Annotated in this window: 25 protein-coding genes; 18 read left to right on the forward strand and 7 right to left on the reverse strand. The window is 68.9% G+C overall.

The annotated features are described in order from the left end of the window. Positions 1 to 46 precede the first annotated feature (46 nt). On the reverse strand, positions 47 to 1,015 hold the full coding sequence (locus ACO1BR_RS26755) for a phytoene/squalene synthase family protein (protein WP_426797649.1): 969 nt from the start codon (positions 1,013 to 1,015) through the stop codon (positions 47 to 49). Beyond that, positions 991 to 1,890, reverse strand: coding sequence for a polyprenyl diphosphate synthase (uppS, locus tag ACO1BR_RS26760; protein WP_426797650.1), 900 nt, complete (start codon positions 1,888 to 1,890; stop codon positions 991 to 993). Before uppS ends, ACO1BR_RS26755 begins: the two co-directional genes overlap by 25 nt. A gap of 197 nt (positions 1,891 to 2,087) precedes the next feature. On the opposite strand from uppS, the gene ACO1BR_RS26765 reads away from it, so the two are divergent. After that, entirely contained in the window at positions 2,088 to 2,513 is a 426-nt protein-coding gene (locus ACO1BR_RS26765; protein ID WP_426797651.1) for a hypothetical protein, read from the forward strand. Positions 2,514 to 3,597: 1,084 nt separating this feature from the next. Here the strand turns inward: ACO1BR_RS26765 and ACO1BR_RS26770 are convergent. Further along, positions 3,598 to 3,963: a MarR family winged helix-turn-helix transcriptional regulator gene (locus ACO1BR_RS26770; protein ID WP_426797652.1), complete on the reverse strand. Its 366-nt coding sequence runs from the start codon at positions 3,961 to 3,963 to the stop codon at positions 3,598 to 3,600. Between the two features lie 5 nt (positions 3,964 to 3,968). On the opposite strand from ACO1BR_RS26770, the gene ACO1BR_RS26775 reads away from it, so the two are divergent. Together ACO1BR_RS26775 and ACO1BR_RS26780 are read left to right on the forward strand one after the other, a co-directional pair. Then, complete coding sequence (locus tag ACO1BR_RS26775; protein WP_426797653.1) at positions 3,969 to 4,325, forward strand: MarR family winged helix-turn-helix transcriptional regulator; 357 nt, start codon at positions 3,969 to 3,971, stop codon at positions 4,323 to 4,325. A 491-nt stretch (positions 4,326 to 4,816) separates the two neighbouring features. After that, positions 4,817 to 5,245 (forward strand): hypothetical protein, encoded by a 429-nt coding sequence (locus ACO1BR_RS26780; protein ID WP_426797654.1) that lies wholly within the window; start codon positions 4,817 to 4,819, stop codon positions 5,243 to 5,245. 774 nt (positions 5,246 to 6,019) lie between these two features. Here the strand turns inward: ACO1BR_RS26780 and ACO1BR_RS26785 are convergent. Next, positions 6,020 to 6,904 carry a sigma-70 family RNA polymerase sigma factor gene (locus ACO1BR_RS26785; RefSeq protein ID WP_426797655.1) on the reverse strand — a complete coding sequence of 295 codons (885 nt, stop codon included), beginning with the start codon at positions 6,902 to 6,904 and terminating at the stop codon, positions 6,020 to 6,022. Between the two features lie 67 nt (positions 6,905 to 6,971). Between ACO1BR_RS26785 and ACO1BR_RS26790 the strand changes: the two genes are divergently transcribed. After that, entirely contained in the window at positions 6,972 to 7,454 is a 483-nt protein-coding gene (locus ACO1BR_RS26790; RefSeq protein WP_426797656.1) for a carboxymuconolactone decarboxylase family protein, read from the forward strand. A 226-nt stretch (positions 7,455 to 7,680) separates the two neighbouring features. On the opposite strand, the gene ACO1BR_RS26795 is transcribed toward ACO1BR_RS26790, so the two are convergent. Continuing rightward, positions 7,681 to 8,817: an FAD-dependent monooxygenase gene (locus ACO1BR_RS26795; RefSeq protein ID WP_426797657.1), complete on the reverse strand. Its 1,137-nt coding sequence runs from the start codon at positions 8,815 to 8,817 to the stop codon at positions 7,681 to 7,683. A 217-nt stretch (positions 8,818 to 9,034) separates the two neighbouring features. Between ACO1BR_RS26795 and ACO1BR_RS26800 the strand changes: the two genes are divergently transcribed. Continuing rightward, positions 9,035 to 9,991, forward strand: coding sequence for a TetR/AcrR family transcriptional regulator C-terminal domain-containing protein (locus ACO1BR_RS26800; RefSeq protein ID WP_426797658.1), 957 nt, complete (start codon positions 9,035 to 9,037; stop codon positions 9,989 to 9,991). A 251-nt stretch (positions 9,992 to 10,242) separates the two neighbouring features. On the opposite strand, the gene ACO1BR_RS26805 is transcribed toward ACO1BR_RS26800, so the two are convergent. Continuing rightward, positions 10,243 to 10,596, reverse strand: coding sequence for a zinc ribbon domain-containing protein YjdM (locus ACO1BR_RS26805; protein WP_426797659.1), 354 nt, complete (start codon positions 10,594 to 10,596; stop codon positions 10,243 to 10,245). Between the two features lie 157 nt (positions 10,597 to 10,753). Between ACO1BR_RS26805 and ACO1BR_RS26810 the strand changes: the two genes are divergently transcribed. The 5 genes from ACO1BR_RS26810 (at position 10,754) to ACO1BR_RS26830 (ending at position 14,109) form a co-directional block, all read left to right on the forward strand. Further along, positions 10,754 to 11,095, forward strand: a complete 342-nt coding sequence (locus tag ACO1BR_RS26810) for an ArsR/SmtB family transcription factor (RefSeq protein ID WP_426797660.1) — start codon at positions 10,754 to 10,756, stop codon at positions 11,093 to 11,095. Positions 11,096 to 11,166: 71 nt separating this feature from the next. Beyond that, on the forward strand, positions 11,167 to 12,834 hold the full coding sequence (locus ACO1BR_RS26815) for a SulP family inorganic anion transporter (RefSeq protein ID WP_426797661.1): 1,668 nt from the start codon (positions 11,167 to 11,169) through the stop codon (positions 12,832 to 12,834). Continuing rightward, positions 12,831 to 13,289 carry a pyridoxamine 5'-phosphate oxidase family protein gene (locus tag ACO1BR_RS26820; RefSeq protein ID WP_426797662.1) on the forward strand — a complete coding sequence of 153 codons (459 nt, stop codon included), beginning with the start codon at positions 12,831 to 12,833 and terminating at the stop codon, positions 13,287 to 13,289. Before ACO1BR_RS26815 ends, ACO1BR_RS26820 begins: the two co-directional genes overlap by 4 nt. Further along, complete coding sequence (locus ACO1BR_RS26825) at positions 13,286 to 13,705, forward strand: ATP-binding protein (protein ID WP_426797663.1); 420 nt, start codon at positions 13,286 to 13,288, stop codon at positions 13,703 to 13,705. The genes ACO1BR_RS26820 and ACO1BR_RS26825 overlap by 4 nt, the downstream gene beginning before the upstream one ends. A gap of 44 nt (positions 13,706 to 13,749) precedes the next feature. Beyond that, the gene (locus ACO1BR_RS26830) at positions 13,750 to 14,109 is read left to right on the forward strand and encodes an STAS domain-containing protein (RefSeq protein ID WP_426797664.1); all 360 of its coding nucleotides are present in this window, start codon (positions 13,750 to 13,752) and stop codon (positions 14,107 to 14,109) included. A 554-nt stretch (positions 14,110 to 14,663) separates the two neighbouring features. On the opposite strand, the gene ACO1BR_RS26835 is transcribed toward ACO1BR_RS26830, so the two are convergent. Continuing rightward, positions 14,664 to 15,011: an STAS domain-containing protein gene (locus ACO1BR_RS26835; RefSeq protein ID WP_426797665.1), complete on the reverse strand. Its 348-nt coding sequence runs from the start codon at positions 15,009 to 15,011 to the stop codon at positions 14,664 to 14,666. A gap of 363 nt (positions 15,012 to 15,374) precedes the next feature. Between ACO1BR_RS26835 and ACO1BR_RS26840 the strand changes: the two genes are divergently transcribed. The 8 genes from ACO1BR_RS26840 (at position 15,375) to ACO1BR_RS26875 (ending at position 23,634) form a co-directional block, all read left to right on the forward strand. Further along, positions 15,375 to 15,734, forward strand: coding sequence for an ArsR/SmtB family transcription factor (locus ACO1BR_RS26840; protein ID WP_426797697.1), 360 nt, complete (start codon positions 15,375 to 15,377; stop codon positions 15,732 to 15,734). 110 nt (positions 15,735 to 15,844) lie between these two features. Next, positions 15,845 to 16,327, forward strand: coding sequence for an NADH-quinone oxidoreductase subunit B family protein (locus ACO1BR_RS26845; protein ID WP_426797666.1), 483 nt, complete (start codon positions 15,845 to 15,847; stop codon positions 16,325 to 16,327). Beyond that, entirely contained in the window at positions 16,324 to 18,357 is a 2,034-nt protein-coding gene (locus ACO1BR_RS26850; RefSeq protein WP_426797667.1) for a proton-conducting transporter membrane subunit, read from the forward strand. Before ACO1BR_RS26845 ends, ACO1BR_RS26850 begins: the two co-directional genes overlap by 4 nt. Then, positions 18,354 to 19,307: a respiratory chain complex I subunit 1 family protein gene (locus ACO1BR_RS26855; protein WP_426797668.1), complete on the forward strand. Its 954-nt coding sequence runs from the start codon at positions 18,354 to 18,356 to the stop codon at positions 19,305 to 19,307. Before ACO1BR_RS26850 ends, ACO1BR_RS26855 begins: the two co-directional genes overlap by 4 nt. A 7-nt stretch (positions 19,308 to 19,314) precedes the next feature. Next, positions 19,315 to 20,016: a hypothetical protein gene (locus tag ACO1BR_RS26860; RefSeq protein ID WP_426797669.1), complete on the forward strand. Its 702-nt coding sequence runs from the start codon at positions 19,315 to 19,317 to the stop codon at positions 20,014 to 20,016. After that, positions 20,016 to 21,533: a proton-conducting transporter membrane subunit gene (locus tag ACO1BR_RS26865; RefSeq protein ID WP_426797670.1), complete on the forward strand. Its 1,518-nt coding sequence runs from the start codon at positions 20,016 to 20,018 to the stop codon at positions 21,531 to 21,533. Before ACO1BR_RS26860 ends, ACO1BR_RS26865 begins: the two co-directional genes overlap by 1 nt. Before the next feature lie 3 nt (positions 21,534 to 21,536). After that, positions 21,537 to 23,054, forward strand: coding sequence for an NADH-quinone oxidoreductase subunit C (locus ACO1BR_RS26870; RefSeq protein ID WP_426797671.1), 1,518 nt, complete (start codon positions 21,537 to 21,539; stop codon positions 23,052 to 23,054). Positions 23,055 to 23,247: 193 nt separating this feature from the next. Further along, positions 23,248 to 23,634 (forward strand): BlaI/MecI/CopY family transcriptional regulator, encoded by a 387-nt coding sequence (locus ACO1BR_RS26875; RefSeq protein ID WP_426797672.1) that lies wholly within the window; start codon positions 23,248 to 23,250, stop codon positions 23,632 to 23,634. The last annotated feature ends 201 nt before the right edge of the window (positions 23,635 to 23,835 follow it).

Genomic DNA, 23,835 nt, shown 5'->3' on the forward strand with positions numbered 1-23,835 from the left:
ACTACGAGAAAGACCCAACTACGGCGTGCGGCGGCACGGCCGAGCGTCACGAACACGCGGCCCCCTCCCAGCGCCGCGCGGGCCCCGCTCCCGTACCGGAACGGCGCGCACGGGACATCACCAGGGGCACGCCCAGGCGCAGCGCCATCCGCGCCTGGTGTGCGGGACCGATCCGGGGCTTGGCGCTCAGCACGTCGTAATCCCGCCGCTCGATCTCGGTGAGGTAGGATCGGTAGAACATCAGCGAGGCCCTGACCAACCCCCGGCACTGGGGATGCAGAAGATCAGGCAGACCGGCACCGCGCTCGTAGAGGGCTTGGGCCCGGTTCACCTCGAACTTCACCAGGTCCCTGATGCCCGGGGTCATCGGTCCGCCGGCCAGGTCCTCACGCGTGACGCCGAACCGGTCCAGGTCCTCCAGCGGCAGATACGTCCGCCCGAGCCGCTGGTCCTCGGCGACATCGCGGATCAGATTGGTCAGGTACAAGGCCAGTGCAGCCGCTTCCCCCTCCGGCCCGGTCGGTCCGCTCGTTGGCCTCATAATGGTGACGACCATCCGGAACGGTTCGACGATCATGGGACGCAGATAGTTCAGCAGATCGTCGAAGGTGGGGTACTCGGTGACCCTCTGGTCCATCAGGTAGACGTCAAGGTACCCCTGGGCCGGCTCGGGCCCGATGTCCCAGGTGCGCAGCGTGTGGATCAGCGCGCGTACGCTCGGCTCACATGAGTGCCCGGATTCGAGGTCGGCTTTCGTGGTGGTGCACCAGTCGGCGAACTGCGTTCGCCCTGCCCCGGTTTCGATGGCTAGCTCGGACATCTCGTCGACGTGGCGAGCGAACCCGTACATGGCCCACATGTGCGGTCGTCGTTCCGGTGGCAGGAGCAGGCTGCCGCGCCAGATGTCCTTGCCGTCCCCGACGGCGACCAGGAGTCGGCGGCAGTATTCGTAGGACTCGCGCAGGAGCGGATCGTGGATGCCGGCGCGGGTCAGGGCTCGTTGGTCGAGGTACACGGCTGCCTCCTGGGTGCGGACCGCGCGGTGCTGCGGTCTGGATCCTCGACGGTTCCGAAGGTGCGGTTGCGGGTCGCGTAGATTTCCACCGCCTGCCGTAGGTGATGGCGGTCGAAGTCGGGCCACGGTGTGTCGACGAAGACGAGTTCGGCGTAGGCGCACTGCCAGAGCAGGAAGTTGCTGATGCGCTGCTCACCGGAGGTGCGGATGAACAGGTCGACGTCCGGCAGTTCGGGGGCGTAGAGGTGGCGGGCGAACATCTGGGCGTCGAGGGTCGCCGGGTCCAGCGTGCCGATGGCGGCGGCCTCGGCGATGCTGCGAGCCGCGTCGACCAGTTCTGTCCGGCCTCCGTAGTCGAGGCAAATGGTCAGGGTGAGCCGGTCGTTGTCGGCGGTCAGCTGCTCGGCTGCCTTGATCTCGCTGATGAGATCGGGAGGCAGACCGGTGCGTCGTCCCACGTGCCTGACGCGCACGGCATGGGCGTGCAGCCGCTGAAGATGCTTGCGCAGGGTGCTCCGCATCAGCGTCATCAGGAAACCGACTTCGACTGCGGGACGGCACCAGTTCTCGGTGGAGAACGCGAATACCGTCAGATGGCGGATACCGATCTCGACGGCGCCTTCGACCACCTGTATCAGCGCCTTTGCGCCGGCTGCGTGGCCTTGGGTGCGCGTAAGCCCCCGGCGGGTGGCCCAACGGCCGTTTCCGTCCATGACGATGGCGATGTGGTCGGGAACGCGCGGCGTCGATCGGGCGGGAGGCGGACCTGCCAGGGGATTGTCCGCTGCGGAGCACGGACTGATCACCGCGGTGTCCGGTGAAGGCGCCTCGGCTCGATATGACTGTTCCCGTCGCACAGTGCACCCCGTATTCATGAGGGAGACATACCGCTGCAGTCCCCGGCGGTTGTCGAGGGCGGGCCCACTGCCGGAGCCCGTGCCGGGCAGGCAAGACGCGCCCGGCACACGCCCGTTGGAACCGTCAGCTACCGGTCACCGCCCCGGAGCCGGAGCCGGAGGCTCCGTCGAAGGTCCCGCTGGTGACACAGTTGACCTCGACCTGTTGAGCGGCCGTGGCCGTACCGCTCACCACGGCGCCCGCGAAGGCACCGCTGGTAATCGAGCCGCTGGAGACGCTGGCCGTGATTCCCTTTCCGGCGGTAGCGGCCCACACCACGGTGGCCGTGACGGTGCTGTGCGTCCCATCGGGCCAGGCGATGGTTCCCGTGACGGGTGTCGTAGCGTTCACGCAGTTGTTTTTGTTGATCGAGAACGTGGCAGTGCCGCTCGCCTTGCCGTTCTCCGTGCCCGTGACCGAGCAGGTGCCCGTTGCCTGGTACATGACCGGCTTACCAGGGTCGCTGTCGGTCTTCACCACGGTGCCGCTGCCGTTCCGGCAGGTGATGGACACGGGCGCGACGCTGACCGCTCGCGACTGCGCGGCGGGCGCCGCCGTGGCCGTCGCAGCGGTCCCGGCCAGCACCGCGAACAGTCCGTAGACACCAAGGCGGGTGAGACGACGACGCCACTTCGACGTCGCGCCCGAACCCTCGACAGCGCCTTCCAGCGGATTTCCGTGGATATTTACTTCAGTTGACACGTCTCCTCCTTCCAAGAGGAATTGGACCTGCGTCGGGGCGGAAGTAATTCCATGCCGCAGTGCGCGGAAAATGATGGGGAGTGGACTGCCATCAGCCCGAGTGGGTGCGTCTCGCCGCTCCGCGAATCCCAAGAAAAGTGGAACTATGGATAGGCGACGAGAAAGGGTGAATTCCGGAAAAGGGCTCCGCGAAGGGATATGCGCCACAGTTCGCTAGATGCGGAACGCTGCCACGGAATCCGCCGAGGCCGCTTTCGCCGTACAGACCTGCCGTATTGCGGCCACCGTACTGCGGAACCCGCCGAATCGGAAGACGCCAGATAGGATTGCATGACTATTCTTTACCGATGTCACCGAACCGCTGTAGGTGCAGACATTTGCCGCACGTAGATTCGATGGAACGCTGAAACGGAATTCGCGCGTTCGATATGAGGTGGGGTGTGGGGTGTGCGGAAACAGCGACTGGCTACGAACAGCCCCGGAACCACCGGAATGCCGTCTGGGAGACGAACTCGCCTGGCGCCCGTCGACGCACGGGCCCGATCCATCCAAGGTGGACAACGCGGTCCGCACAGCACCCCAGGGGCCCTTCACACGCATCAGGCGGCGCGTACGGACTGGTACCCCTCAGGGTTCCGGAGATTCGCCGACTGATGGGAAACGTCGTCATTACGTCTCGCCGTCACACCAACGACCACTATGTTCGCTGGTCGGGCTTCCGCAGGCGCAGCCAGGCACGAGCCGACGTTCCCGCTGCAAACATCGAGGTCATGACCCCCAGGCGCGGTTGCCGTATTAGTAGGGTCTGTTCCAAGTTCAGTTCGCAGGGCTGGTTGGCGATCCAGCCAGTGCAGGAGCAGGTGCCCCAACTACCGCCCGGAATCTGCCGAGGTGATGGATGGGCCAGTCAACTGACCTGGCATTCGTCCTGTGTGGTGCGTAGGGTTCACCCGCCTCCCATCCGATCTGGGACGGCTTGTGTCCTAGATCGGGCCTACCTTCGTTCGACCTTGTTGGAAGGCGCTGTCCGTACAGCACCTGGCGGTTTCCAGGTTGCGGCTCATGCGTTCAAGGACGCGGACGGTTGTGCGGTACTTGTCCAGGGAGATGCCGGTCATGGACAGCTCGCGGAACGCGTCGACACGCGCAGCCGCGTCGGTCAGACGCCGACTACCGCCAGGGGTGAGGATGAGCCGGTCAGGCGCGGGACGGTCCGCCCAGCCGTCGGCGAGAACCGTGTCGATGGCGCCGGTCAGCGTGGCGATGTCGGCGTTGGCGGCGAGGGTCGACAGGACTTCGGTATCGGTGATCTCGGGAGTGTCCTGGAGGAGGTTTCGGACTGCATCCAACCGACGTGCAGTGTCTGAGCCTGCTGACGGCAGAGCCCGGACCGCTGGCGGTCAAGCAGATCGCCGACATGACGGGCCTGACCACAGGCTCGGCCACGCGACTGGTCGACCGGCTCGAACGTGACGGCTACGTGGTCCGCTCACCCGACCAGCAGGACCGCCGCCGCGTGCTGGTCACCCCGGTGCCGGAGCGCATCGCCCGCGTCACCGCGGTGTGGGGCGACCTCGGCCAGACCTGGCAGGCACTCCTCGACGATCACACCGAGGACGAGCTTGAGGTGATCACCCGGCACATGCGACGGGCACACGACCTCAGCCACGCCCAAATGCGGCACCTGCGATCCCGGCCGAAACCAGACTGAGCTGTCCTGAGCCGTTGGAGCCCTGATGCTCGATCACCACAAGTGGGTGCTCCTCGCGTCCTGAAGATCACCACGACGGCTTTCACGGGACTCGCGCCAGAGCCAATTCACGATGACCGCCCACAACGTCCCTTCGTGACCGCTGCGCACGCAGGCACCCGGAAAACCATCCAGGGGCAGAGGGGGCCAGCGGCAGGGGCCGGTTTGTGACGTTGCGGTAATCGTGACGGTCCGTTGCGGCAGCTCGTGCAGTTCGGCCCGGTCGGTCGAGCTGAATCCGCTGATCACGCCGGCGGGGTTGGGAGCAGCCGTTCCTATCGGCGAAGGCTCACACAGGCGGTGAACACCGAACGCTCAAGCGTGGCCCTCACCTTGTCGCAGGGTGAGAGCCACGCCTCCTGGGACAGCACGGCCAATGCAGCGGCGCTGCGCCGTGTCGCGCCTTTCAGGTGCAGGTGATTGTGAACGGCGGAATGGCTCCGCTGTTAACGGTGGTGCTGCACGTGTGGGTACCGCCAGATGAACTTGTGGTAGTTGTGGTGCCGCTTCCGGTGATGATCGGAGGCGGGCCGGCGCTGATGGAGCCGGATCCCATGGTGGTGAACGAACCAGTGAGCGAGCTGGCAGCGCCGCTGCCGGAGCAGGTGCCGGTAGCCGACAGCGTGGTACCGGAAACGCCAAAGGTCCCAGTGCACGTGGCGCTGCCAACTCCTGGGACGGTGATCACGCCGCTGCTGCACGTGATGCTGCCATCGGCATTCTGGGTGCACGGGCCGGGAAGGGTCGGTGCACTCGCGGGGGCTGCCGAAGCCTGTGGAGCAAAGCCCATTGCCGATGCGAAGACGCTGATCATCAGGGCTGCCAGAGGCGCCCTCAAGTGCCGTAGCCGACGCACATCAACCTCCTTAGCGAATTGGTGATTTCCCCGCTGCCAGGATTGTGGGCGGACCGCCTGCATTCAGCCAGACGGGTGAGGGGAGCGCGTAGCGTGCGAGCCTGGCGCACAACAGCGCCGACGCCACTGGAGCCCGCGTCCAGCGCCGCGACGAAGGTCAGGCACTGGCCCCCCGGGAGCCGGGGCACAAGCGGCGACGTTCGGACCTGTCAGTGACGGCGTAATTCCCCACCATCTGCATGATCCTGTCGGCGTAATTCCCCACCTGGGCTGAGCCCGGCATGGGCCGCCAGACTGCTGAGTGTGCGACTGGTCCGGTCCGTCAAGGGCGCCTGCGGCGGCGCTTCGCGCTGGCCTGTCGGCCACCCTGGACTGCCCTGATCAGCCTGAACAGCGGTCTGGCTATCGAGTGGCCCGGGAACCTCCGGTGCCGGGGGGATCTCGGTGCACGGCCACCGTCCCCATGGTCGCGATTTTCCAGGTGGCCTGAGGCGGTCAAGGGTGGTGCTGATGAGGGCGCCGTTGGCTCCCTTGCGATCGAGCACACCGGTGGTGAGGACGGCGGCGGGGATGAACTACAGGGGCAGGCGCATCCAGTTGGTCTCGGTGACGGTGCGGCCCTCCTTGGTGGGCGCGATGTCGTGCTGCCGGTGCGAAATGGGGACGGCGAGCGGTGTCGCCGTCACCTCGTGGGCGAAGCGCAGACAGGGTTCCGCTTCGGTGACACGGCAGCGCGTGGCCCACCGGCGCAGGTTCCGCCGCGGTGGCCGATCGGTCACCGCGGCGGGGCGTGCAGCGGTCAGGCGGTCAGGTCGAGGGCGGTCAGGCGTGAGGGGTCGGTGAGGATGTCCAGTGCGGCGATCCGGCCGTCCCGGATGGTGAACGACATGACCGACAGCGGTCGGCCTTCGGCGAACGACACCACCCCGGGAGTGCCGTTGACCAGTACCAGGCGGGCGTTGGCCGCGAAGCGGGCGAAGGTGATCGCCTGGGACGCCACGTCGGCCGCGCCGCGCCGCAGAACGTTGGGGACGAGCGTGCCGCCGTCGGAGCGCGCCACCACCTCGGGGTCGAGGACGGTCAGCAGCGCCTCGAAGTCACCGCCGCGGGAGGCGGTCAGGAACGCGTTGACGACCTGGCGCTTGCGCGTGGTGTCCGGGTCGGCGGGCGGGGCGGCGTCCTGGACGCGGCGGCGGGCGCGGCTGGCGAGCTGCCGGGTGGAGGCGGAGGTCCGGCCCAGGACGGGCGCGATCTCGTCGAAGGGCACGTCGAACATGTCGTGCAGGACGAAGGCCAGCCGCTCGGCGGGGGAGAGGGTCTCCAGCACGATCATGAGGGCGATGCCGACCGAGTCCGCGACCAGGATCTCCTGCTCGGGGTCGACCGTGGCCAGGCCGCTGACGACCGGATCCGGTATCCGGGCCTGTCCCTCCTGCTCGGGGAGCGGGTCCTCGCGGCGCGAGGTGCGGGAGCGCAGCATGTCCAGGCAGACCCGGCCGACGACCGTGGTGAGCCAGGCTCCGAGGTTCTTCACGTCGCTCACGTCGGTGCGGCTGAGCTTGAGCCACGCCTCCTGGACGGCGTCCTCGGACTCGGCGAGCGACCCCAGCATCCGGTAGGCCACCGAACGCAGTTGGGGCCGCTCCGCCTCGAAACGCTGGGCCAGAAGAATTTCCTCGCTCACCTGTCACGTCCTCACGTCGGGATCCGTCGGTCCAGTGACGGACGCTAACCGATGAAGAGGAAACACCATGTCGAACGCCAACATCACGACCACCGCCCGCATGAAGAACCCCGCGATGGTTCTGCCGGACGCCATGAAGGGCATCCAGAACATCTACAAGGCCATGTACCAGGGCGGCGTCGCGCCGCAGATCCTGGAACTGGTCCACCTGCGTGCCAGCCAGATCAACGGCTGTAGCGCCTGCATGTTCGCCGGCGTCGAGGGCGCCAAGAAGCACGGGGAGACCGACGAGCGGCTGCACGCGGTGGCTGCCTGGCGCGAGGCCCCGTTCTTCTCCGACGAAGAGCGCGCGGCCCTTGCGCTGACCGAGGCTGCCACCCGGATCGCCGACCGCTCCGGCAAAGCCGTCCCCGACGCGATCTGGGACGAGGCAGCGGACCACTTCAACGAGGAGAAGCTCTCCGCGATCATCCTGATGATCAGCCTCACCAACTTCTTCAACCGCCTCAACACCACGATCGAGGAGCCGGCCGGCACCTCCTGGAACTGATCCTCATACACGGCCGAGGCGCTACGCCGGGGCGGGACAGCTCCCCGATGGCCATCGCGCTTGGCTCCGGCAGCGAGCCACGGCACGCCGAAAACACCCGAGCCAAGCTGAAACGCCTGGTGACCCGCGACATCCTTGCCGAACCGGAAGTAGCCAGGGAAGCGCGGACGATCGCGCCGCTGTGGAACTGGCGGAGGGCTGTCAACCGCCCCAGGTGGCGAGGGTGTCACCCCTCGCCCATTGGGGTTCGTGGATCAGTGGTCGAGTGAGATGGCGTTCTTGGCCCGTGTGACGGACCCCTCGGAGGCCGGGCCGCCGGGGTTCTCGGTCGCCAGCGCCTGGTTGAGGGCGACGAAGGGCCGCATGCGTTCTTCGTAGCGGGTGAACGCGGCGCGGTGGTCGCCCGCTGCCTGGCCGAGGGCGTCGGCCAGTACGTGGGCGGCGACGAGGGCCACGCTGGTCCCCTGACCGACAGTGGGGACGCACAGTATCCGGCGTCCCCAAGGAGCACGGTCCGGCCGTGAGACCAGCGTTCCATCCGGATCTGGGCCATCGCGTCGCAGAAGAAGTCGGGCGCTTCCCATGCTGCCTTCGTCAATCTCGTCGTTTCCCAGCGCAGGGAGGCGAGCCGGTCGGCGACGGTCTGACGGAGCCAGTCGGTGTCGCGGTGGTCACCGTCGAGCGGCTCGGACTGGAACCCGAAGGCGATTCTCAGCTCGGTGTTGTCGCGTACGGGCATGATGCCGAAGCCGGCATCCCCGTCCCTGAGCCAGACCTGCCAGTTGTCCAGGCCGAGGAAGTTGTCCGCGCTGAAGACCGCCACATAGCTGCCCAGGTGGTGGGCGAAGTCCTCTTCCGGTCCGAAGACCAGCCGCCGCACGGTCGAATGCAGGCCGTCGGCTCCCACCACCAGGTCGAAGGCACGGGGAGCCGCGTGCGCGAAGTGCACCCGCGCCTCGCGCTCATCCTGTTCGAGCGCCGTGATGCTGTCCCCGAAGACATACTCCACGTCGTCGAAGGCGCCCTCGTACAGCATCTGCACCAGTTCCTCGCGCAGCAACTCGATGTCGTCGCTGTCCAGTCGGCCGCTGCTGTAGGTCGCTTCGGTGGACCGCTCGATCTCGTTGCCGTCGGCGTCGAGCAGCGACATCCCGCGCATCCGGGTACGGACCTGCCGCGCCCGCTCCAGCAGGCCCACCCGGGCGACGACGTCGAGCGCGACACCACGGATGTCCACGGCCTGGCCGCCCCGGCGCAGGCCGGGGGCGCGCTCGACGACAGTGGGCGCGAAGCCGCGATGGCGCAGTAGACAGGCGAGCGCGGATCCGGCGATGCCGCCGCCGGAGATGAGTACGGTCTGCATGGTGAAGCCCCCTTCGTGCGATGTACGCGACTGAATGTACGACGTACGCGCAGTGCTGCCAACTGCCCTTACAGGGGCGTCTGTTCTAGTTCAGGAGCCTGATCGGCGGCATCGATGCTGCTAGGTTCTGTACTAGTACAGGTCCGAGGGGCCCGAGAAAAAGTCGGGGAAAGGCCAGGCGGACAACGCCGGGAATGGATGGAGGCAGGACCGGGCCATGGCTGTGGAAACGCATCCGCCCTATCTGCGCATCGCCGCCGAGATCAGGCGGCGCATCGCGGACGGCGAACTCGCCCCAGGTGACCGGGTTCCCTCCGCCCGTCAGATCTCCAGGGAGTGGGGCGTCGCACTTGCCACCGCGGCCAAGGTGCTGACCACCCTGGGTCGTGAGGGGGTCGTGGAGGCCCGCCCCCGTGTCGGCACCGTTGTGGCCGCCCCTGCACCCGTACCGCCGAAGCGACGAGGCTCCTCCGCCCGGGGCGATACCCTCTCCGACCACGAGCTGACCCGTGAACGGATCGTCCGGGCCGCCATCGAGATCGCGGACGCTGAAGGGCTGGCCGCACTGACCATGCGTGGAGTCGCCGCCCGGCTCGACGTGGCCGCCATGTCCCCTTACCGCTACGTCACCGGCAAGGACGACCTGGTGCTGCTGATGGCCGATGCAGCCTTCAGCGAGGGCGCCTACCCCGCCACGCCCCCCGACGGCTGGCGAGCCCGCCTCGAACTCGGCGCGCACACCCTATGGACGGTCTTCCGCAAACATCCGTGGCTGGCGCAGCTCAGCCCGCTCACCCGCCCCTTGATGCTGCCCAACCTGATGGTCCATGCCGAATGGGCGCTCGGCGCCCTGGACGGCCACGGCCTGGCCCCGAAGACCGTGCTCGACCTGCACATTCTCCTCTACAGCTACATTCAGGGCCTGGCGGTCAACCTGGAACAGGAGGCCCAAGCCGAAGCCGCCACCGGCCTGACCGAGGACCAGTGGATGGACCGCCAGGCCCCCGCCATGGATGCCATCGTCACATCGGCCCGGTACCCGGTGTTCTCCAAGGTGGTCGGGGCTTTCAAGGACGGCTACGACCTGCGCCTCGATGAACTGTTCGAGTTCGGCCTGGGCCCCCTTCTCGACGGCATAGCCGCCATCGTCGAAGGACGGCCGCCCCGACGCTAGTGTCCTGCGCTGGAGACCCGTCGGCAGGATTGGGCGAGGGACTCGAGGATCTCCTCGGCGGTCTTGGTCCAGATGAAGGGCCTGGGGTACACCAAGCAGGCGAAGGCCGAAGCAACCTGCCCCCCGTCAACCCCTCCTGATCGGCTGATCAGCGATTCCCGCGCAGCGGGGGAACCGCATGGAGACGTACGTACCGGGTGAGGTTCGTGTCGACGGAACGGTCGTGCCGCTATGAATGATGAAGTGCCAGATCAGGACTTCTTGACCACGCTGGATTTGAGCTGCATGGAGCCGAACCCGTCGATCTTGCAGTCGATGTCGTGGCCGTCCACTCCGTCCACGAGGCGGATGTTGCGCACCTTGGTGCCCGCCTTGATCCCGGTGGGGCTGCCTTTGACCTTCAGGGTCTTGATCACGGTTACCGAGTCGCCGTCTGCGAGGACGTTCCCGACTGCATCCCGGATCATCTTGTCCCCGGTGTCATTGGCGGGTTCAGCGGATGCGCGTGACCACTCGTGCCCGCACTCGGGGCAGATCAGGAGCGTGCCCATCTCGTAGGTGTACACGCTGGAGCACTCAGGGCACGGCGGCAGGTTCTCGGTCACGGAGACAGTGTATTTGAGGTCGCGGCTGGATCGTGAATTGCGAAAATATGCAATTGCCTACATGCTGTAGCGGTCGTGTCCGTAGTAGCCGCGGGCACGACGCCTAAGGAGTGCCTCGCCGAGGGTGGGGTTGTTTATTGAGTGATCGAGGGCGTTCGTGCTGGTCCCGCTGTATCAGGCCAAGGCCGAATTCTTCCGGATGCTGGGGCATCCGGTGCGTATCCGTGTGCTGGAGCTGCTGCAGGACGGGCCGATGCCGGTTCGGGGTCTGCTTGCGGAGATCGAGATAGAGCCGGCGGCGCTGTCGCAGCAGTTGGCGGTGCTGCGCCGCTCGGGCATCGTCACCTCCACGCGCGAGGGCTCCACCGTCGTCTACGAGCTCGCGGGCGGCGATGTCGCGGAGCTGATGCGGGCGGCGAGGCGGATCCTCACCGAGCTGCTGGCCGGGCGGAACGAGCTGCTGGCCGAGTTGCGGGAAGCCGAGGGCGCCGCACAGTGAGCACTTCACCGCTGGGCCGGGCCTGGGCCCTGGTCCGTTCTCTGCTGCCTGGTCACGCTGATCTGGCGGCGATGGGTCGTAACCCACGGCGGGATCTGCTGGCCGGCCTGACCGTGGCCATCGTGGCCCTGCCCCTTGCGCTGGGTTTCGGTGTCTCCTCGGGGCTGGGGGCGGAGGCCGGGCTGGCGACCGCGGTGGTCGCGGGCGCCTTGGCCGCACTCTTCGGTGGTTCGAACCTGCAGGTGTCCGGGCCGACCGGGGCGATGACTGTGGTCCTCGTCCCGATCGTCGCGCAGTACGGGCCAGGCGGTGTGCTCACCGTCGGGCTGATCGCCGGGCTGATGTTGATCGCCCTCGCCGTGTCGCGGGCCGGTCGGTATATGCAGTACGTGCCCGCGCCGGTGGTGGAGGGCTTCACGCTCGGGATCGCCTGCGTGATCGGGCTGCAGCAGGTACCAGGCGCGTTGGGTGTGGCCAAGCCGGAGGGTGACAAGGTCCTGGTGGTGGCCTGGCGCGCGGTCGAGGAGTTCGTAGGGCACCCCAACTGGACGGCCGTCGGACTCGCGCTCGCCGTGGCCGCGATCATGCTGATCGGTGCCCGATGGCGGCCGACCATCCCTTTCTCGATCGTCGCGGTGATCGCCGCGACCCTTGCTGCGCAGCTCTTCCACCTGGACGCCGCGAAGCCGATCGGTGACCTTCCGGCTGGCCTGCCCGCACCGTCGCTGTCCTTCCTCGACCCGGGCGCGCTCGGCTCCCTGCTCGCCCCTGCGGTGGCGGTGGCGGCGCTGGCCGCGCTGGAGTCGCTGCTGTCGGCGTCGGTGGCGGACGGCATGACGGTTGGGCAGAAGCATGATCCGGACAAGGAGCTGTTCGGGCAGGGCCTGGCCAACCTCGCCGCCCCGCTGTTCGGCGGCGTCCCGGCCACCGGCGCCATCGCCCGTACCGCCGTCAACGTGCGCACCGGCGCGGGCTCCCGGCTCGCCGCCCTCACCCACGCCGCCCTCCTCGCCGTGATCGTCTTCGCAGCTGCACCGCTGGTCTCCAAGATCCCGCTGGCCGCACTGGCGGGCGTGCTGCTGGCGACCGCGGTCCGCATGGTCGAAGTCGGCACGCTGCGGGCGATGGCGCGGGCAACCCGCTCGGACGCCATCGTCCTGGTGCTGACCGCTGTGGCCACCCTCGCCCTGGACCTGGTCTACGCGGTCATCATCGGCCTGGTGGTGGCCGGCGCGCTGGCGCTGCGCGCGGTGGCCAAGCAGGCCCGCATGGAACAGGTCTCCTTCGCACCACACCTCCCGGGCGCAGACAGCGAGGAGGAGCACGCACTGCTGGCCGAGCACACTGTCGCGTACCGGATCGACGGGCCGCTGTTCTTCGCCGGCGCCCACCGCTTCCTGCTGGAACTGGCGAAAGTAGCCGACGTACGGGTGGTGATCCTGCGCATGTCGCGGGTGACGACCATCGATGCCACCGGCGCGCTCGTCCTCAAGGATGCCGTGGAGAAACTGAACCGGCGCGGCATCGTCGTGATGACCTCAGGAATACGGCCCGGCCAGCGCCAAGTCCTGTACTCCGTCGGCGCGTTGGAGCTGCTGCGCCACGAGGGCCGGGAGTACGCCACCACCCCCGAGGCCATCGCCGGCGCTCGCGCCCACCTGCAGTGCGCCGGGCTCCTCCCGATCCCCGCCCAAAAGACCGCCCCCGTCCCCGTGATCACCGAGGAGTCCCCCCGATGACCACCCCGCCCACCGCCGCGCGCCGCATGCTCGACATTTCCGGCGAGGAAGCCCTCTACCTGCTCGCAGGCACTACCCAGGGACGGCTGATGTACGAGCAGCGGGAAGTGACCGCCGTGCGCCCCGCCTCCCACGTTCTGGAGTACGGGCGCCTGATCGTCCGCACGCCGCTCCCGGCTGCTGCCCTCACAGGGCGGGGCACCGTCACCTACCACGCAGACCACATCCACCCGACAACCGGCACCGGCTGGGCGGTGACCGCCTCCGGACCGGCCGAGGTCATCACCGAGCAGGGCGAGGTCGCCCACTACCGGCGCACCCTGACAGGCTGGTCCCACGGCCCGCACGACACACTGCTGCGCATCCACCCGCAGACCGTCAACGGCTACCGCTTCGCGCACGCCGCCGGTCCCGCCGAAGCGCCGCCCGGCGCAGGAAGGCCCTCGTCCCGGTGACCGCCCAGCCAATTGCCCTGCCGATGCGCTCTGTGCTCGTTGCGCCGAATGTTCCCGCCTCAGTCCGGCTGGCCCGCGAAACGGCCGAACTGACCTATGCGGGCTGGCGCATCAACCTCGGTCATCCCGTCCTGGGGCCGGCCCTGCTGGTGCTCAGCGAGCTGGTCACCAATAGCGTCCAGCACGCCGCTGAGTACTCGCCTCAGATCACGGTCACCTACGCAGCAGGCGCCGACGTGATCGCCTTCGCCGTACACGATCGCGACCCCTACGTACCCGATCCGCGCAGTTTCCCGCAGAGCCCCGGAGGTCTGGCCACCGTCGCCGAGCTCACCGTCGAGTGGGGCGGCACCTGGACGGTACGGCCGGACGCGGATGGCGTCGGCAAGAGCGTATGGATCACGCTACCGTTGTGACCTGGCCTCATCGGCCTGTAGAAGAGAAGATGTGGACAGACACCATGACGATCCAGTGGCACTACACCACCCACGGCCACTTGGGAATCCTGTCATTGGCCGGTCGTCTCGACCATGAGGACACGAGCCGGTTCGGTGGAGCGGTCGCCTGGGCGTTGGCCCGGGGGAGGGGCCCGGTGGTCTTGGACCTGACCGCGTTGGAGGGCTGGACGCCGGCGGGGCAGGCCGCGATCGTCGATGCTGCCCGGCAACTGTCCGCACACGGCAGGACGTTGGAACTGGCCGCGATTCCCGCGGACGGATCCCTGGTCCCGGATGAGACGTGCCCGCCCCTACCCGTGCATCACGACCTAGACGCCGCCCTGGCCTGCCACCCCACTGCGAAGGAGGGCGCTCGGTACTGATGGGCATGGGCGTGATGTGCTCCGGCCCCATCTTCAGTGCCGGGGGTGTTGTGGATTGGGGGTGACGTGGGAACAGGTTCTGAGCGTGACACCGGGCCTCTACGGCGTCACTGTGGCTGCCCCGCTGGGGTGCCGGGCGTGCCGACGGAAGGGGTTCTTCTGCCAGGCGGACCGTCCATGCGAGGGGTTGCATGAGGAGGGCCTGCCCGTGATTGTGGCTCGTGCGCTACCTCCGGTGTGAGGTCCGGTTATCTCGGCGCTGTCGCTTGGCAGATGGAGCTGTCAGGCACGGTTGGGCGGGGTTGCTTGGCTGCCAGTCGTCGTCGGGGGAGCAGGTGTCGGCGGCCCAACTCGCGAGGAAGGCAGGGTCGATATCGATGAGGCTCCACGGTGTCATGGCGTGCAGCGTGCCGGTCGGCACCGACACCCGCCCCATCCGCAGCGGGCAGCTCTGCCGGACGTACCCAGGCTCCTGCCCAGAGGCCCGGCAGCGATGTGAGCAGGTCGCTGCCGGGCATGGCCCCCTCTCCTCTCTCCATGGAGGGAGGAGGTTTTCAACCCTGGGGAGTGAGGGAGCCCAGGGCGGTGTCGAGGTCGGGGTAGATGCCCAGTGGGATGGCCTGGTTGCCGGTAAGGGCGGTTGTGGGCAGGTCCCCTATGCCGCATAGGGCGAGAGGTTGTTCCTGAGTACCGAGGCGGCGAGCGGCGTCCAGCACGGCGGCTTCGCCGTCGGTGCTCCAGCTGACCAGGCCGGTCAGGTCCAGAAGGACCCGTCCGGAGTTGCGGGCCTGGATCCACCCGATGGCGCCGACGAAGCGGGCGGTGGCTTCGCCGTCGAGGTGGCCGGTCAGCGTCAGGACGGTCACGCCGCGATGGGTGGCGTCCTGCCAGTCCAGGCTCATGGCCGCGCTTGACGGTTGAGGGACGTGACGGCCACGGCACCACGGCCGCCCCGGGCGAGATTCAGCCGGATCACTCGTTCGTGTCCGCAGCCGGGGCAGTGGCGGTGCGTGTCCAGGGCGGCAGCGTGGCAGGTCAGGCCGCAGTCGGGGCATTTGAGGAGAGTGGCGCCCGCGCCGCGCAGGGGTGTGATCCGCACGAATCTCCCTCCAAGGACTTCTGAAGTTGCTAACTTTAGCAACTCGCGAGGTCCTGATGCCGGGCAAGCTCGGCGAGGATGGCCGCATGACGTTGACGAATGGGTGGGCGGGATGCGTGGGAGAGCGGTCACTGTGGCCGTCGAGGACTGGCTGGAGGCCGGTCCGGTGAGCGCGCCGCTGTATCAGCTGAAGGCGGAGTTCTTCAAGACCCTGGGGCACCCGGTGCGGATTCGGGTGCTGGAGCTGTTGAGCGAGCGTGAGCATGCGGTCTCGGAAATGCTGGCGCAGATGGATGTGGAGCCGGCGAATCTGTCCCAGCAACTCGCGGTTCTCCGAAGAGCGAATCTGGTCGTAACCCGCAAGGAGGGGTCGACCGTTTATTACTCGTTGACCAGTCCTGATGTGGCGGAGCTGCTGAAGGTGGCACGCACCATCCTGACCGGGGTGCTGACCGGGCAGGCCGAGCTGCTGGCGGACCTGCGAGCCACTACTGCGGAAGGCAAGCCGGGCCGCGCACCGTCGTAGCCCCTCAATCGGCGGCCGCTCCTCATACGCATCCTGCGCCTGGGGGCAGGGAAGGGGCGGCCGCTCCACGCTTCGTGAGACACCGGAATCGCTCATGTGTGGGAGTCGTGATGAGCCTGCTGCGCAAGATCCGTGACACCGGGCGGGTGGCGGAGCCCGCTCCACCGCGACCACGGGCCGCACCTCCGCCCGCGGCTCGGGATCTGGGCGGCTCCGCGCAGGTGCGCTGTGTGGACGCGGGCTCGTGCAACGGCTGTGAGATCGAGATCGCGGCAGCGTTCGGTCCGGTGTACGACGCCGAGCGGTACGGCGCCCGGATGGTGGCCTCGCCCCGGCACGCGGATGTGGCGCTGGTGACCGGTCCGGTGACGCGGAACATGGCCGAGCCGCTGCGCCGCACGGTTGCAGCGATGCCCGAGCCTCGGGTGGTGGTGGCGGTGGGGGACTGTGCCGTCAACTGCGGTGAGTTCGCCGGGGGGTACGGGGTGGAGGGGGCGGTCGGCGATGTGGTGCCGGTGGATGTGGAAGTGCGCGGATGCCCGCCACGCCCTGAGGAGATCGTGGCGGCACTGCGCACCGTCACCGGCCGGTGAACGTGATCGGGCTCGCGCTGGGCACGGCATCCGCGCTGGCCGGTGCGGGCGCCGCGGCCGGAATGCTGGTGCCCGGACGGGGGCGGGCGGCAGTGGTAGGGGCTTGCACCGCGGGGGCGGGGGGCGCCGGACTCATCGCAGGTGTCGCGGCGTTGGGCGGTGCGCGGTGGTCGATGGATCTACCTGGGGTGTTGCCGCTGGCCGGGGTGCGGCTGGCCGTGGACCCGTTGTCGGGGCTGTTCATGGCGGTGGCCGGCGCCGTGATCGCCGCCGTCGCGGTGTACGGGATCGGGTACACGGGGCGGGGCGATCACGGTGCGGCGTCGCGCGGCGCGCAGGCCTTACTGCCGCTGTTCGCGTGGACGTTGATGCTGGTCCCGGTGGCGGCCTCAGTCTCCGCATTTCTGGTGCTGTGGGAGGTGATGGCGCTGGCTTCGCTGCTGCTGGTGCTGGCCGAGCACCGGGAGCGGCCCGCGGTACGGCAGGCCGGGCTCTGGTATGCGGTGATGACGCACCTGGGGCTGGTGCTGCTGCTGGTGGGGCTGGCGCTGTTCGCCGCGCGGGCCGGGGGACAGAGCTTCGCTTCGCTGCGGGCCGGGGCAGCCGGGATGCCGCCGTGGGTGCGCGCGGTGGTGTTCGTGACGGTGGCAGCGGGGTTCGCCTCGAAGGCGGGCGGGGTCCCGCTGCACGCCTGGCTGCCGCGCGCACACCCCGAAGCCCCCAGCCACGTCTCGGCGTTGATGAGCGCAGCCATGGTCAACCTCGGGATCTACGGGATCGTGCGGGTGGGCTTCGATCTGCTCGGCGGGGGCCCACTGTGGTGGTGGCTCGGGCTGATCGCGGTCGGCGCCATCTCCGCGGTGTATGGGATCTTGCAGGCGGCGATGGCTTCGGACCTCAAGCGGCTGCTGGCGTACTCGACGAGCGAGAACATGGGACTCGTCCTGGTCGGCATTGGGGCGGCCGGGCTGTTCGCGGCGACTGGTGATGGGCCGCTGGCAGCCCTTGCGCTGGTGGCTGCGTTGCTGCATGTGGTCAACCACTCCGCCTTCAAGGCCCTGTTGTTCTGCGCTGCCGGGTCGGTACTGCGGGCCACGAGGCTGCGGGACCTGGACCGGCTGGGGGGCCTGCGGGCGCGTATGCCACTGACGGCCGTGCTGTTCGCGCTGGGGGCGCTGGGGGCGGTGGCGCTGCCGCCGGGGAACGGGTTCATCAGCGAGTGGTTGCTGTTGCAGTCGTTGATCCATGGTCTGGTGGTGCCGGGGGTGGCGACGGCGATTGTGTTGCCGCTGGCGGTCGCGGTGATCGCGCTCTCGGCTGGGCTGGCGGCGGCGGTGTTCGTCAAGGCGCTGGGGGTGGGGTTCTTCGCCCGGCCGCGCAGCAAGCAGGCAGACAAGGCGGTGGAGAGCCCGCCGACGATGCTGGTGGGGATGGGGCTGCTTGCTGCATGCTGCGCGGGACTGGCTTTGGTTCCGGGGGTGTTGGGGAGCGGGCTGGACCGGGCTGCCTCGGCGGCCGGTCTGACGGGTGCCAAGGCGCTGTCCGGCGGTGGTCTCCAGGTGCGGTTGCAGCAGGTGCCGGCGTCGCTGGCGCCGGTGTGGGTGGTCGCCGCACTTGCGACGGTGCTGGCGGTGGCGGCAGGGCTGCCCCGCCTGATCGGGCGTCGCCGCAGGCGGCGGAAGAATGCCCGGCTGTGGGACTGCGGAGGGGGCGCGCCCACCCCGCGCATGGCTTATACGGCCACCTCGTTCGCCGAGCCGCTGCAGCGGGTCTTCGATGATGTGCTGGCGCCGGAGCAGGATGTGGATGTCACCCCCGTGCGGGAATCCGCTTACCTGGTGGAGCGGGTGCGCTACCAGCGGCGAGTGCCCGACCGGATCGAACACCGCTTGTACGAGCCCGTGTTGGCCGCGTTGGCGCGCTTGGGCGGGGCGGCGCGTCGGCTGGCGGGCGGCAGCGTGCACCTCTATCTCGGCTACGGCTTCTTCGGCCTGGTCGCCCTGTTGCTGGTATTGGCGGTGGGCTGGTGAACGGGACCGGATTCGCCGCGGTGGCTGGGCAGATCGTGGCAGTGGTCGGCGGTGCTCCGTTGCTGGCGGGATGGATGCGGCAGGTGCGGGCGAGGATGGAGGGCCGGGCGGGTGCCGGGATCCTTCAGCCCTGGCGCGATACGCGCAAGCTGCTGCGCAAGGAGCCCATCACCCCCATCGGCACCGGCCCCGCCTTCCGCACTGCTCCTGCCCTGCTGGTCGCCACCACTGCCGTGGTGGCCGCGCTGGTGCCGCTGCTGTCCACCACCACCCCGGTCAGCGCCCACGCGGACCTGATCGTGGTCGTCGCGCTGCTGGCGCTGGGTACTGTGGCACTCGCGCTGGCGGGGCTGGATTCGGGTACGGCTTTCGGCGGGATGGGCGCCTCCCGGGAGATGACGGTGGCCGCGCTTGTCGAACCGACCATCCTGGTTGCGGTGTTCGCGTTCTCGATACCGGCCGGGTCGACGAATCTGCCCGCGATCGTGGCCGGTGCGGTCAGGGAGCCGTCGCGGCTGGCCTCACCCGCCGGGCTGCTGGCCACCGCGGCGCTGGCGGTGGCGGTGCTGGCGGAGACCGGCCGGATTCCGGTCGACAATCCGTCCACGCATCTGGAGCTGACGATGGTCCACGAGGCGATGGTGCTGGAGTACGCAGGTCCTGACCTCGCGCTGGTCGAACTGGGCGCGCAGATGCGGCTGACGGTCCTGCTGGGTCTGCTGGCCTCGCTGTTCGCACCGTGGGGCATCGCCACCGACGCCTCGTGGGCGGCGCTGGCGGTGGCGCTGGCGGCGTTCGTCGTGAAGGTCGCGGTACTGGGGACGGTACTGGCGGCGGCTGAGGTGTTCTGGGCCAAGGTGCGGCTGTTCAGGGTCCCGGAGCTGCTGGCCGGGTCCTTCCTGCTGGCGCTGCTCGCGGTCACCTCCTCGTACTTCCTGAGCGGGGAGTGAGGAGCCGATGAGCACAGGTACCTACACCCAGCTCCTGGACCTGGCCTGCGGGGCCTTCCTGCTCGCGGCCGTGGTGGTGCTGTGGCGGCGTGAACTGGTGGCGATCGTAAGGACCTTCGCCCTCCAGGGCATCGCACTCGCCGCCATCCCCCTCCTGATCGGGCTCCATGAGCAACGCTGGGGACTGATCGAGCTCGCCGCCGGCATCGGCGCACTGCGAGCCGGGGTGCTGCCCTATCTGATGCGCCGGGCATTGGCCGCCCTGGTGCCGTCGGCGGGGGAGGAGCATCACTACGAGGAGGACGTCAGCGAGGCCCGCGAAACCCAACCGCTGGTCAACGTCGCCGCATCCCTGCTCACCGCTGCCGCCCTGACCCTGCTCGCCTACGCCGTCGCCCGGCCGCTGGTCGCCCTCAACCCGGGCCCGGCCGCCCGCGCCCTGCCGGTCGGCCTGGCGGTGGTGCTGATCGGCCTGTTCGTCCTGGCCACCCGGCGCCGGGCACTGGCCCAGGTGGTGGGCTTCCTGCTGCTGGACAACGGCATCACCGCCACCGCATTCCTGGCCGCCTCCGGAGTGCCGCTGATCGTCGAACTCGGCGTCTCCTTCGACGTGCTGCTGGCGGTCCTGGTGCTGCAGATCCTCACCACCCGCATGCGCACGGCCTTCGGCACCACCGACATCGACGACCTGCGGGAGCTGCACGACTGATGCCGACTTCGCCGAGCTCACTGGGAGGAACCGCCTCCGCGCTCGTTCTCTCTGCCCCCATCGCGGTGCCCCTGGCCACCGGCGCGGCCTACGCCGCCATCCGGCGATATGCGCCGACCCCGTGGTTGAGTCTGGTCTCACCTGCCGCGATCCTGGCCTCCGCCATCGTGCTGGCCCATGCGATGCGGGGCGGCGGCGCGGTCAATGCGTATGGCGGTGTGCTGCGTGCGGACGCATTGACGGTGTGGATGCTGCTGGTGGTCGGCGCGGTCGCCGCCGTCGCCTGCGCCACCGGGCCCGCCTACCTGGCGCACGAGCGCGCCGCCGGGCACGCCACACAGGGCACTGCCCGCCTCTACCACCTCCTCGTTCACGCCTTTTTGGGCGCGATGTGCGCGGCGGTACTGGCCGGCAACCTCGGGGTGCTGTGGGTGGCCATCGAGGCCACCACCATCGTCACAGCCTTCCTGGTCGGCCACCGCCGCACCCGCGCATCCGTCGAAGCCGCCTGGAAGTACGTGGTGATCTGCTCGGCCGGGATCGCGCTGGCCTTCTTGGGTATCGTCCTGCTCTACTACGCGGCACGAGCAGCAGGCATCCCCGAAGCGACCGCGCTGGACTGGCCGACCCTCGTCGCTCACGCCGACAGCCTGGACCCCGCGGTCACCCGCCTGGGCATCGCGCTGCTGATCCTCGGCTTCGGCGCCAAGGCCGGTCTCGTGCCGCTGCACGCCTGGCTCCCCGACGCCCACAGCCAAGCCCCCGCTCCCGTCTCCGCCCTGATGTCGGGGGTCCTGCTCGCCGTCTCCTTCGCCGCCGTCCTGCGAGGCAAGGTCATCGCGGATGCCGCACTGGGCCCCGGCTACGCCCAGACCCTGCTGGCCATCGCCGCCCTGCTCACCCTGGCCCTGGCCGCGGCCCTGCTGCTCGGCCAGCGCGACTACAAGCGGATGCTGGCGTATTCGAGCATGGAGCACATGAGCCTGATCGCGTTCGGTGCCGCCATCGGCACCCCGCTCGCGCGAGCCGCCGTGCTCCTGCACATCGCAGGCCACGGGCTGGCCAAGACCGTCGCCTTCTGCTCCTCGGGCCACATCCTGCACCTGAGGCGCACGACGCGGATCGGCCGGGTGCGGGGCCTGCTGGCCCGCGTGCCCGGCCTCGGTGCCGCCTTCGGCCTGGCCGTCGTCGCGCTGCTGGGATTCCCGCCCTTCAGCCTCTTCGCATCCGAACTGGGCATCGTACGAGCCGGATTCACGGCCGGACTGGGCTGGCTCACCGCCCTCGCCCTGCTGCTTGCCTTGACCGCCTTCGCCGCCCTCGCCCTGCGCACCGCCACGATGCTGCTCGGCCCGCCTCCCCTCGCGCCCGGCACCCCCGCCGCTCCCGTACGCCTGGGGGCCGCGGCCTCACTGCCGCTCGCCGCCGGGCTGCTGGCCTGCGCCGCCCTGGGGGTATCGGCCGGCCCGCTGACCGATCTGCTCACCGCCGCCACCGCAATCCTGGGAGGGCACTGACCCGTGCCACAACACCCCGCCATCCGCGAGATCACCCACATCGCCGCACCCGAACTACCTAAGTACGCAGGAGACTTGCTCGCCGCAGGCCATCGCATCGCCCTGGTCGCCGCCCACCACGACACCGACGACGCTCCGGGCGGACGCGCCATCCGCGTGGTCTACCTCTTCACCTCAGGCCCACCCGACACCCGCACCGAACTCCACGTACGCCTCGACGCCGACCGGCCCGAACTCCCCACCCTCGCCCACCTTTCCTTCCCCACCGGCCGGTTCGAACGCGAGATGCGCGACCTGCACGGCATCGTCCCCCTCGACCGCCCGCTGCCCCAGCGCCTGGTCCGCCACTTCCACTGGCCCAAAGGCTGGTACCCCATGCGCCCCGACGCCGGCCCCCCACCGCCCTTCGCCGAACAAGAAGGCCCCTACCCCTTCCTGGAGGTCGAGGGCGACGGCGTCTACGAGATCCCGGTCGGCCCCGTCCACGCCGGACTCATCGAACCCGGCCACTTCCGTTTCTCCGTCGTCGGCGAGACCATCCTCCGCCTCAAAGCCCGCCTCTGGTTCGTCCACAAAGGCATCGAGAAACTCTTCGAAGGCCGCACCGTCGAGCACGGCCTCCCGCTTACCGAACGCATCAGTGGCGACACCGCCGTCGGCCACGCCCTCGCCTACTGCCTCGCCATCGAAGAAGCCACCGGCACCCACGTCCCCGCATCCGCCCAGCGCGCCCGCGCCCTCCTCCTGGAACTCGAACGCCTCCACAACCACACCGCCGACCTCGGCGCACTGTGCAACGACGTCGGCCACTCCATCCTCAACGCCCAGGCCCAACGCGTCCGCGAACAACTCCTGCGCCTCAACGACGAGATCACCGGCCACCGCCTCCTGCGCGGCGGGATCATCCCCGGCGGCGCCGTGCTCCGCTCCCTCCCCGACCCCGCCCGGATGCGCGCCGTACGCGACGACCTCCGCCAGATCGCCGACCTCGCCCTGGCTCACCCCACCATCCGCGACCGCTTCACCGGCACCGCCGCACTGACCACCGAAGCCGCCCGCGACCTCGGCTGCCTCGGCTACGTCGCCCGCGCCAGCGGCCTGCCCACCGACGCCCGCACCGCCCACCCCTTCCACACCTACGACCAGCCACCCACGACCCCCACCCACACCCGCGGCGACGTCCTGGCCCGCTTCCTCGTCCGAGCCGAGGAAATCGACACCTCCACGGACCTGATCAACCATCTGGCCGCCGGTCTGCACCCCGACGCGACGACCACCTGGCCACCGCTCTCCAGCACCGAGGCACCGGGCTCCGGGGTGGGCATCGTCGAAGGCTGGCGCGGCACCATCACCACCCGCGTGGAACTCAACCCCGACCACACCCTGGCCCGCGTCAAACCCGTCGACCCGTCCTTCTTCAACTGGCCCGCCCTGCCCCTGGCCCTGGCCGACACCATCGTCCCCGACTTCCCCCTGACCAACAAAAGCTTCAACCTCTCCTACGCCGGCAACGACCTGTGACCACGACGCAGACGGGTGCGCGGGCGCACACCGGAGAACTCCGCGGACGATCGCGGCCTGCGCATCGGCGAGGCTTACGAGATCATTTCCGCTCCATGCAGCCTGAGATTCACCACCCCAGGCTCCACTTCCTTCCGGCTCAAACGCAGCGAAAATAATCGGAATTCACGACGTCTCCCACTATTCTTCTTGCATGCCGAGGCCCTTGGGAGATCTGGAAGACGCGGTAATGACGCGGGTATGGGAGTGGAACCGCCCGGTCACCGTTCGAGAAGTCCTGGAGGACCTCCAGAAGGAACGGCCGATCGCCTACACCACCGTCATGACCGTATTGGACAACCTCCATCAGAAGGGCTGGGTCCGCCGCGAAACCGAAGGCCGCGCCTATCGGTACAAGGCGGTCTCCACCCGGGCTGCCTACGCAGCCGCGCTGATGAACGAAGCATGGTCCACCAGCGACAACCCCGCCGCCGCGCTCGTCGCCTTCTTCGGCGTGATGTCGCCAGAACAGCGGCGAGCCCTCCGCGACGCCCTGAGGATGGCACAGGTCGACGATCAGGTCGAAGCATGGGAAAGATAGGGCGGCGCCCGGAAAATGGCCGCGGAACAGGCTCGGGAAATAGAGTCGCGAGCCGAGGCCGATAGCTTGCGCCAACGTGATCTAGCCAACGGCGTGAATCTCGTCCTCTGTGTCACTCTGCACCTGGTTGTTCTGGGGGCTGTATGGCAACCAGCTATCCCAGGCCGGAAGCGGCGGCTATTCACGTTGCGTTATGAACTC

Origin of the sequence: Streptomyces sp. YGL11-2, from assembly GCF_050054615.1 — a bacterium.
Classification (GTDB): Bacteria; Actinomycetota; Actinomycetes; order Streptomycetales; family Streptomycetaceae; genus Streptomyces.

Bases quoted from the DNA above. Each gene is read 5' to 3' on its own strand.
- uppS (WP_426797650.1), bottom strand. From the start codon at position 1,890: ATGAATACGGGGTGCACTGTGCGACGGGAACAGTCATATCGAGCCGAG.
- ACO1BR_RS26790 (WP_426797656.1), top strand. From the start codon at position 6,972: ATGTCGAACGCCAACATCACGACCACCGCCCGCATGAAGAACCCCGCG.
- ACO1BR_RS26795 (WP_426797657.1), bottom strand. From the start codon at position 8,817: ATGCAGACCGTACTCATCTCCGGCGGCGGCATCGCCGGATCCGCGCTC.
- ACO1BR_RS26800 (WP_426797658.1), top strand. From the start codon at position 9,035: ATGGCTGTGGAAACGCATCCGCCCTATCTGCGCATCGCCGCCGAGATC.
- ACO1BR_RS26815 (WP_426797661.1), top strand. From the start codon at position 11,167: ATGGGTCGTAACCCACGGCGGGATCTGCTGGCCGGCCTGACCGTGGCC.
- ACO1BR_RS26820 (WP_426797662.1), top strand. From the start codon at position 12,831: ATGACCACCCCGCCCACCGCCGCGCGCCGCATGCTCGACATTTCCGGC.
- ACO1BR_RS26830 (WP_426797664.1), top strand. From the start codon at position 13,750: ATGACGATCCAGTGGCACTACACCACCCACGGCCACTTGGGAATCCTG.
- ACO1BR_RS26835 (WP_426797665.1), bottom strand. From the start codon at position 15,011: ATGAGCCTGGACTGGCAGGACGCCACCCATCGCGGCGTGACCGTCCTG.
- ACO1BR_RS26845 (WP_426797666.1), top strand. From the start codon at position 15,845: ATGAGCCTGCTGCGCAAGATCCGTGACACCGGGCGGGTGGCGGAGCCC.
- ACO1BR_RS26860 (WP_426797669.1), top strand. From the start codon at position 19,315: ATGAGCACAGGTACCTACACCCAGCTCCTGGACCTGGCCTGCGGGGCC.
- ACO1BR_RS26865 (WP_426797670.1), top strand. From the start codon at position 20,016: ATGCCGACTTCGCCGAGCTCACTGGGAGGAACCGCCTCCGCGCTCGTT.
- ACO1BR_RS26875 (WP_426797672.1), top strand. From the start codon at position 23,248: ATGCCGAGGCCCTTGGGAGATCTGGAAGACGCGGTAATGACGCGGGTA.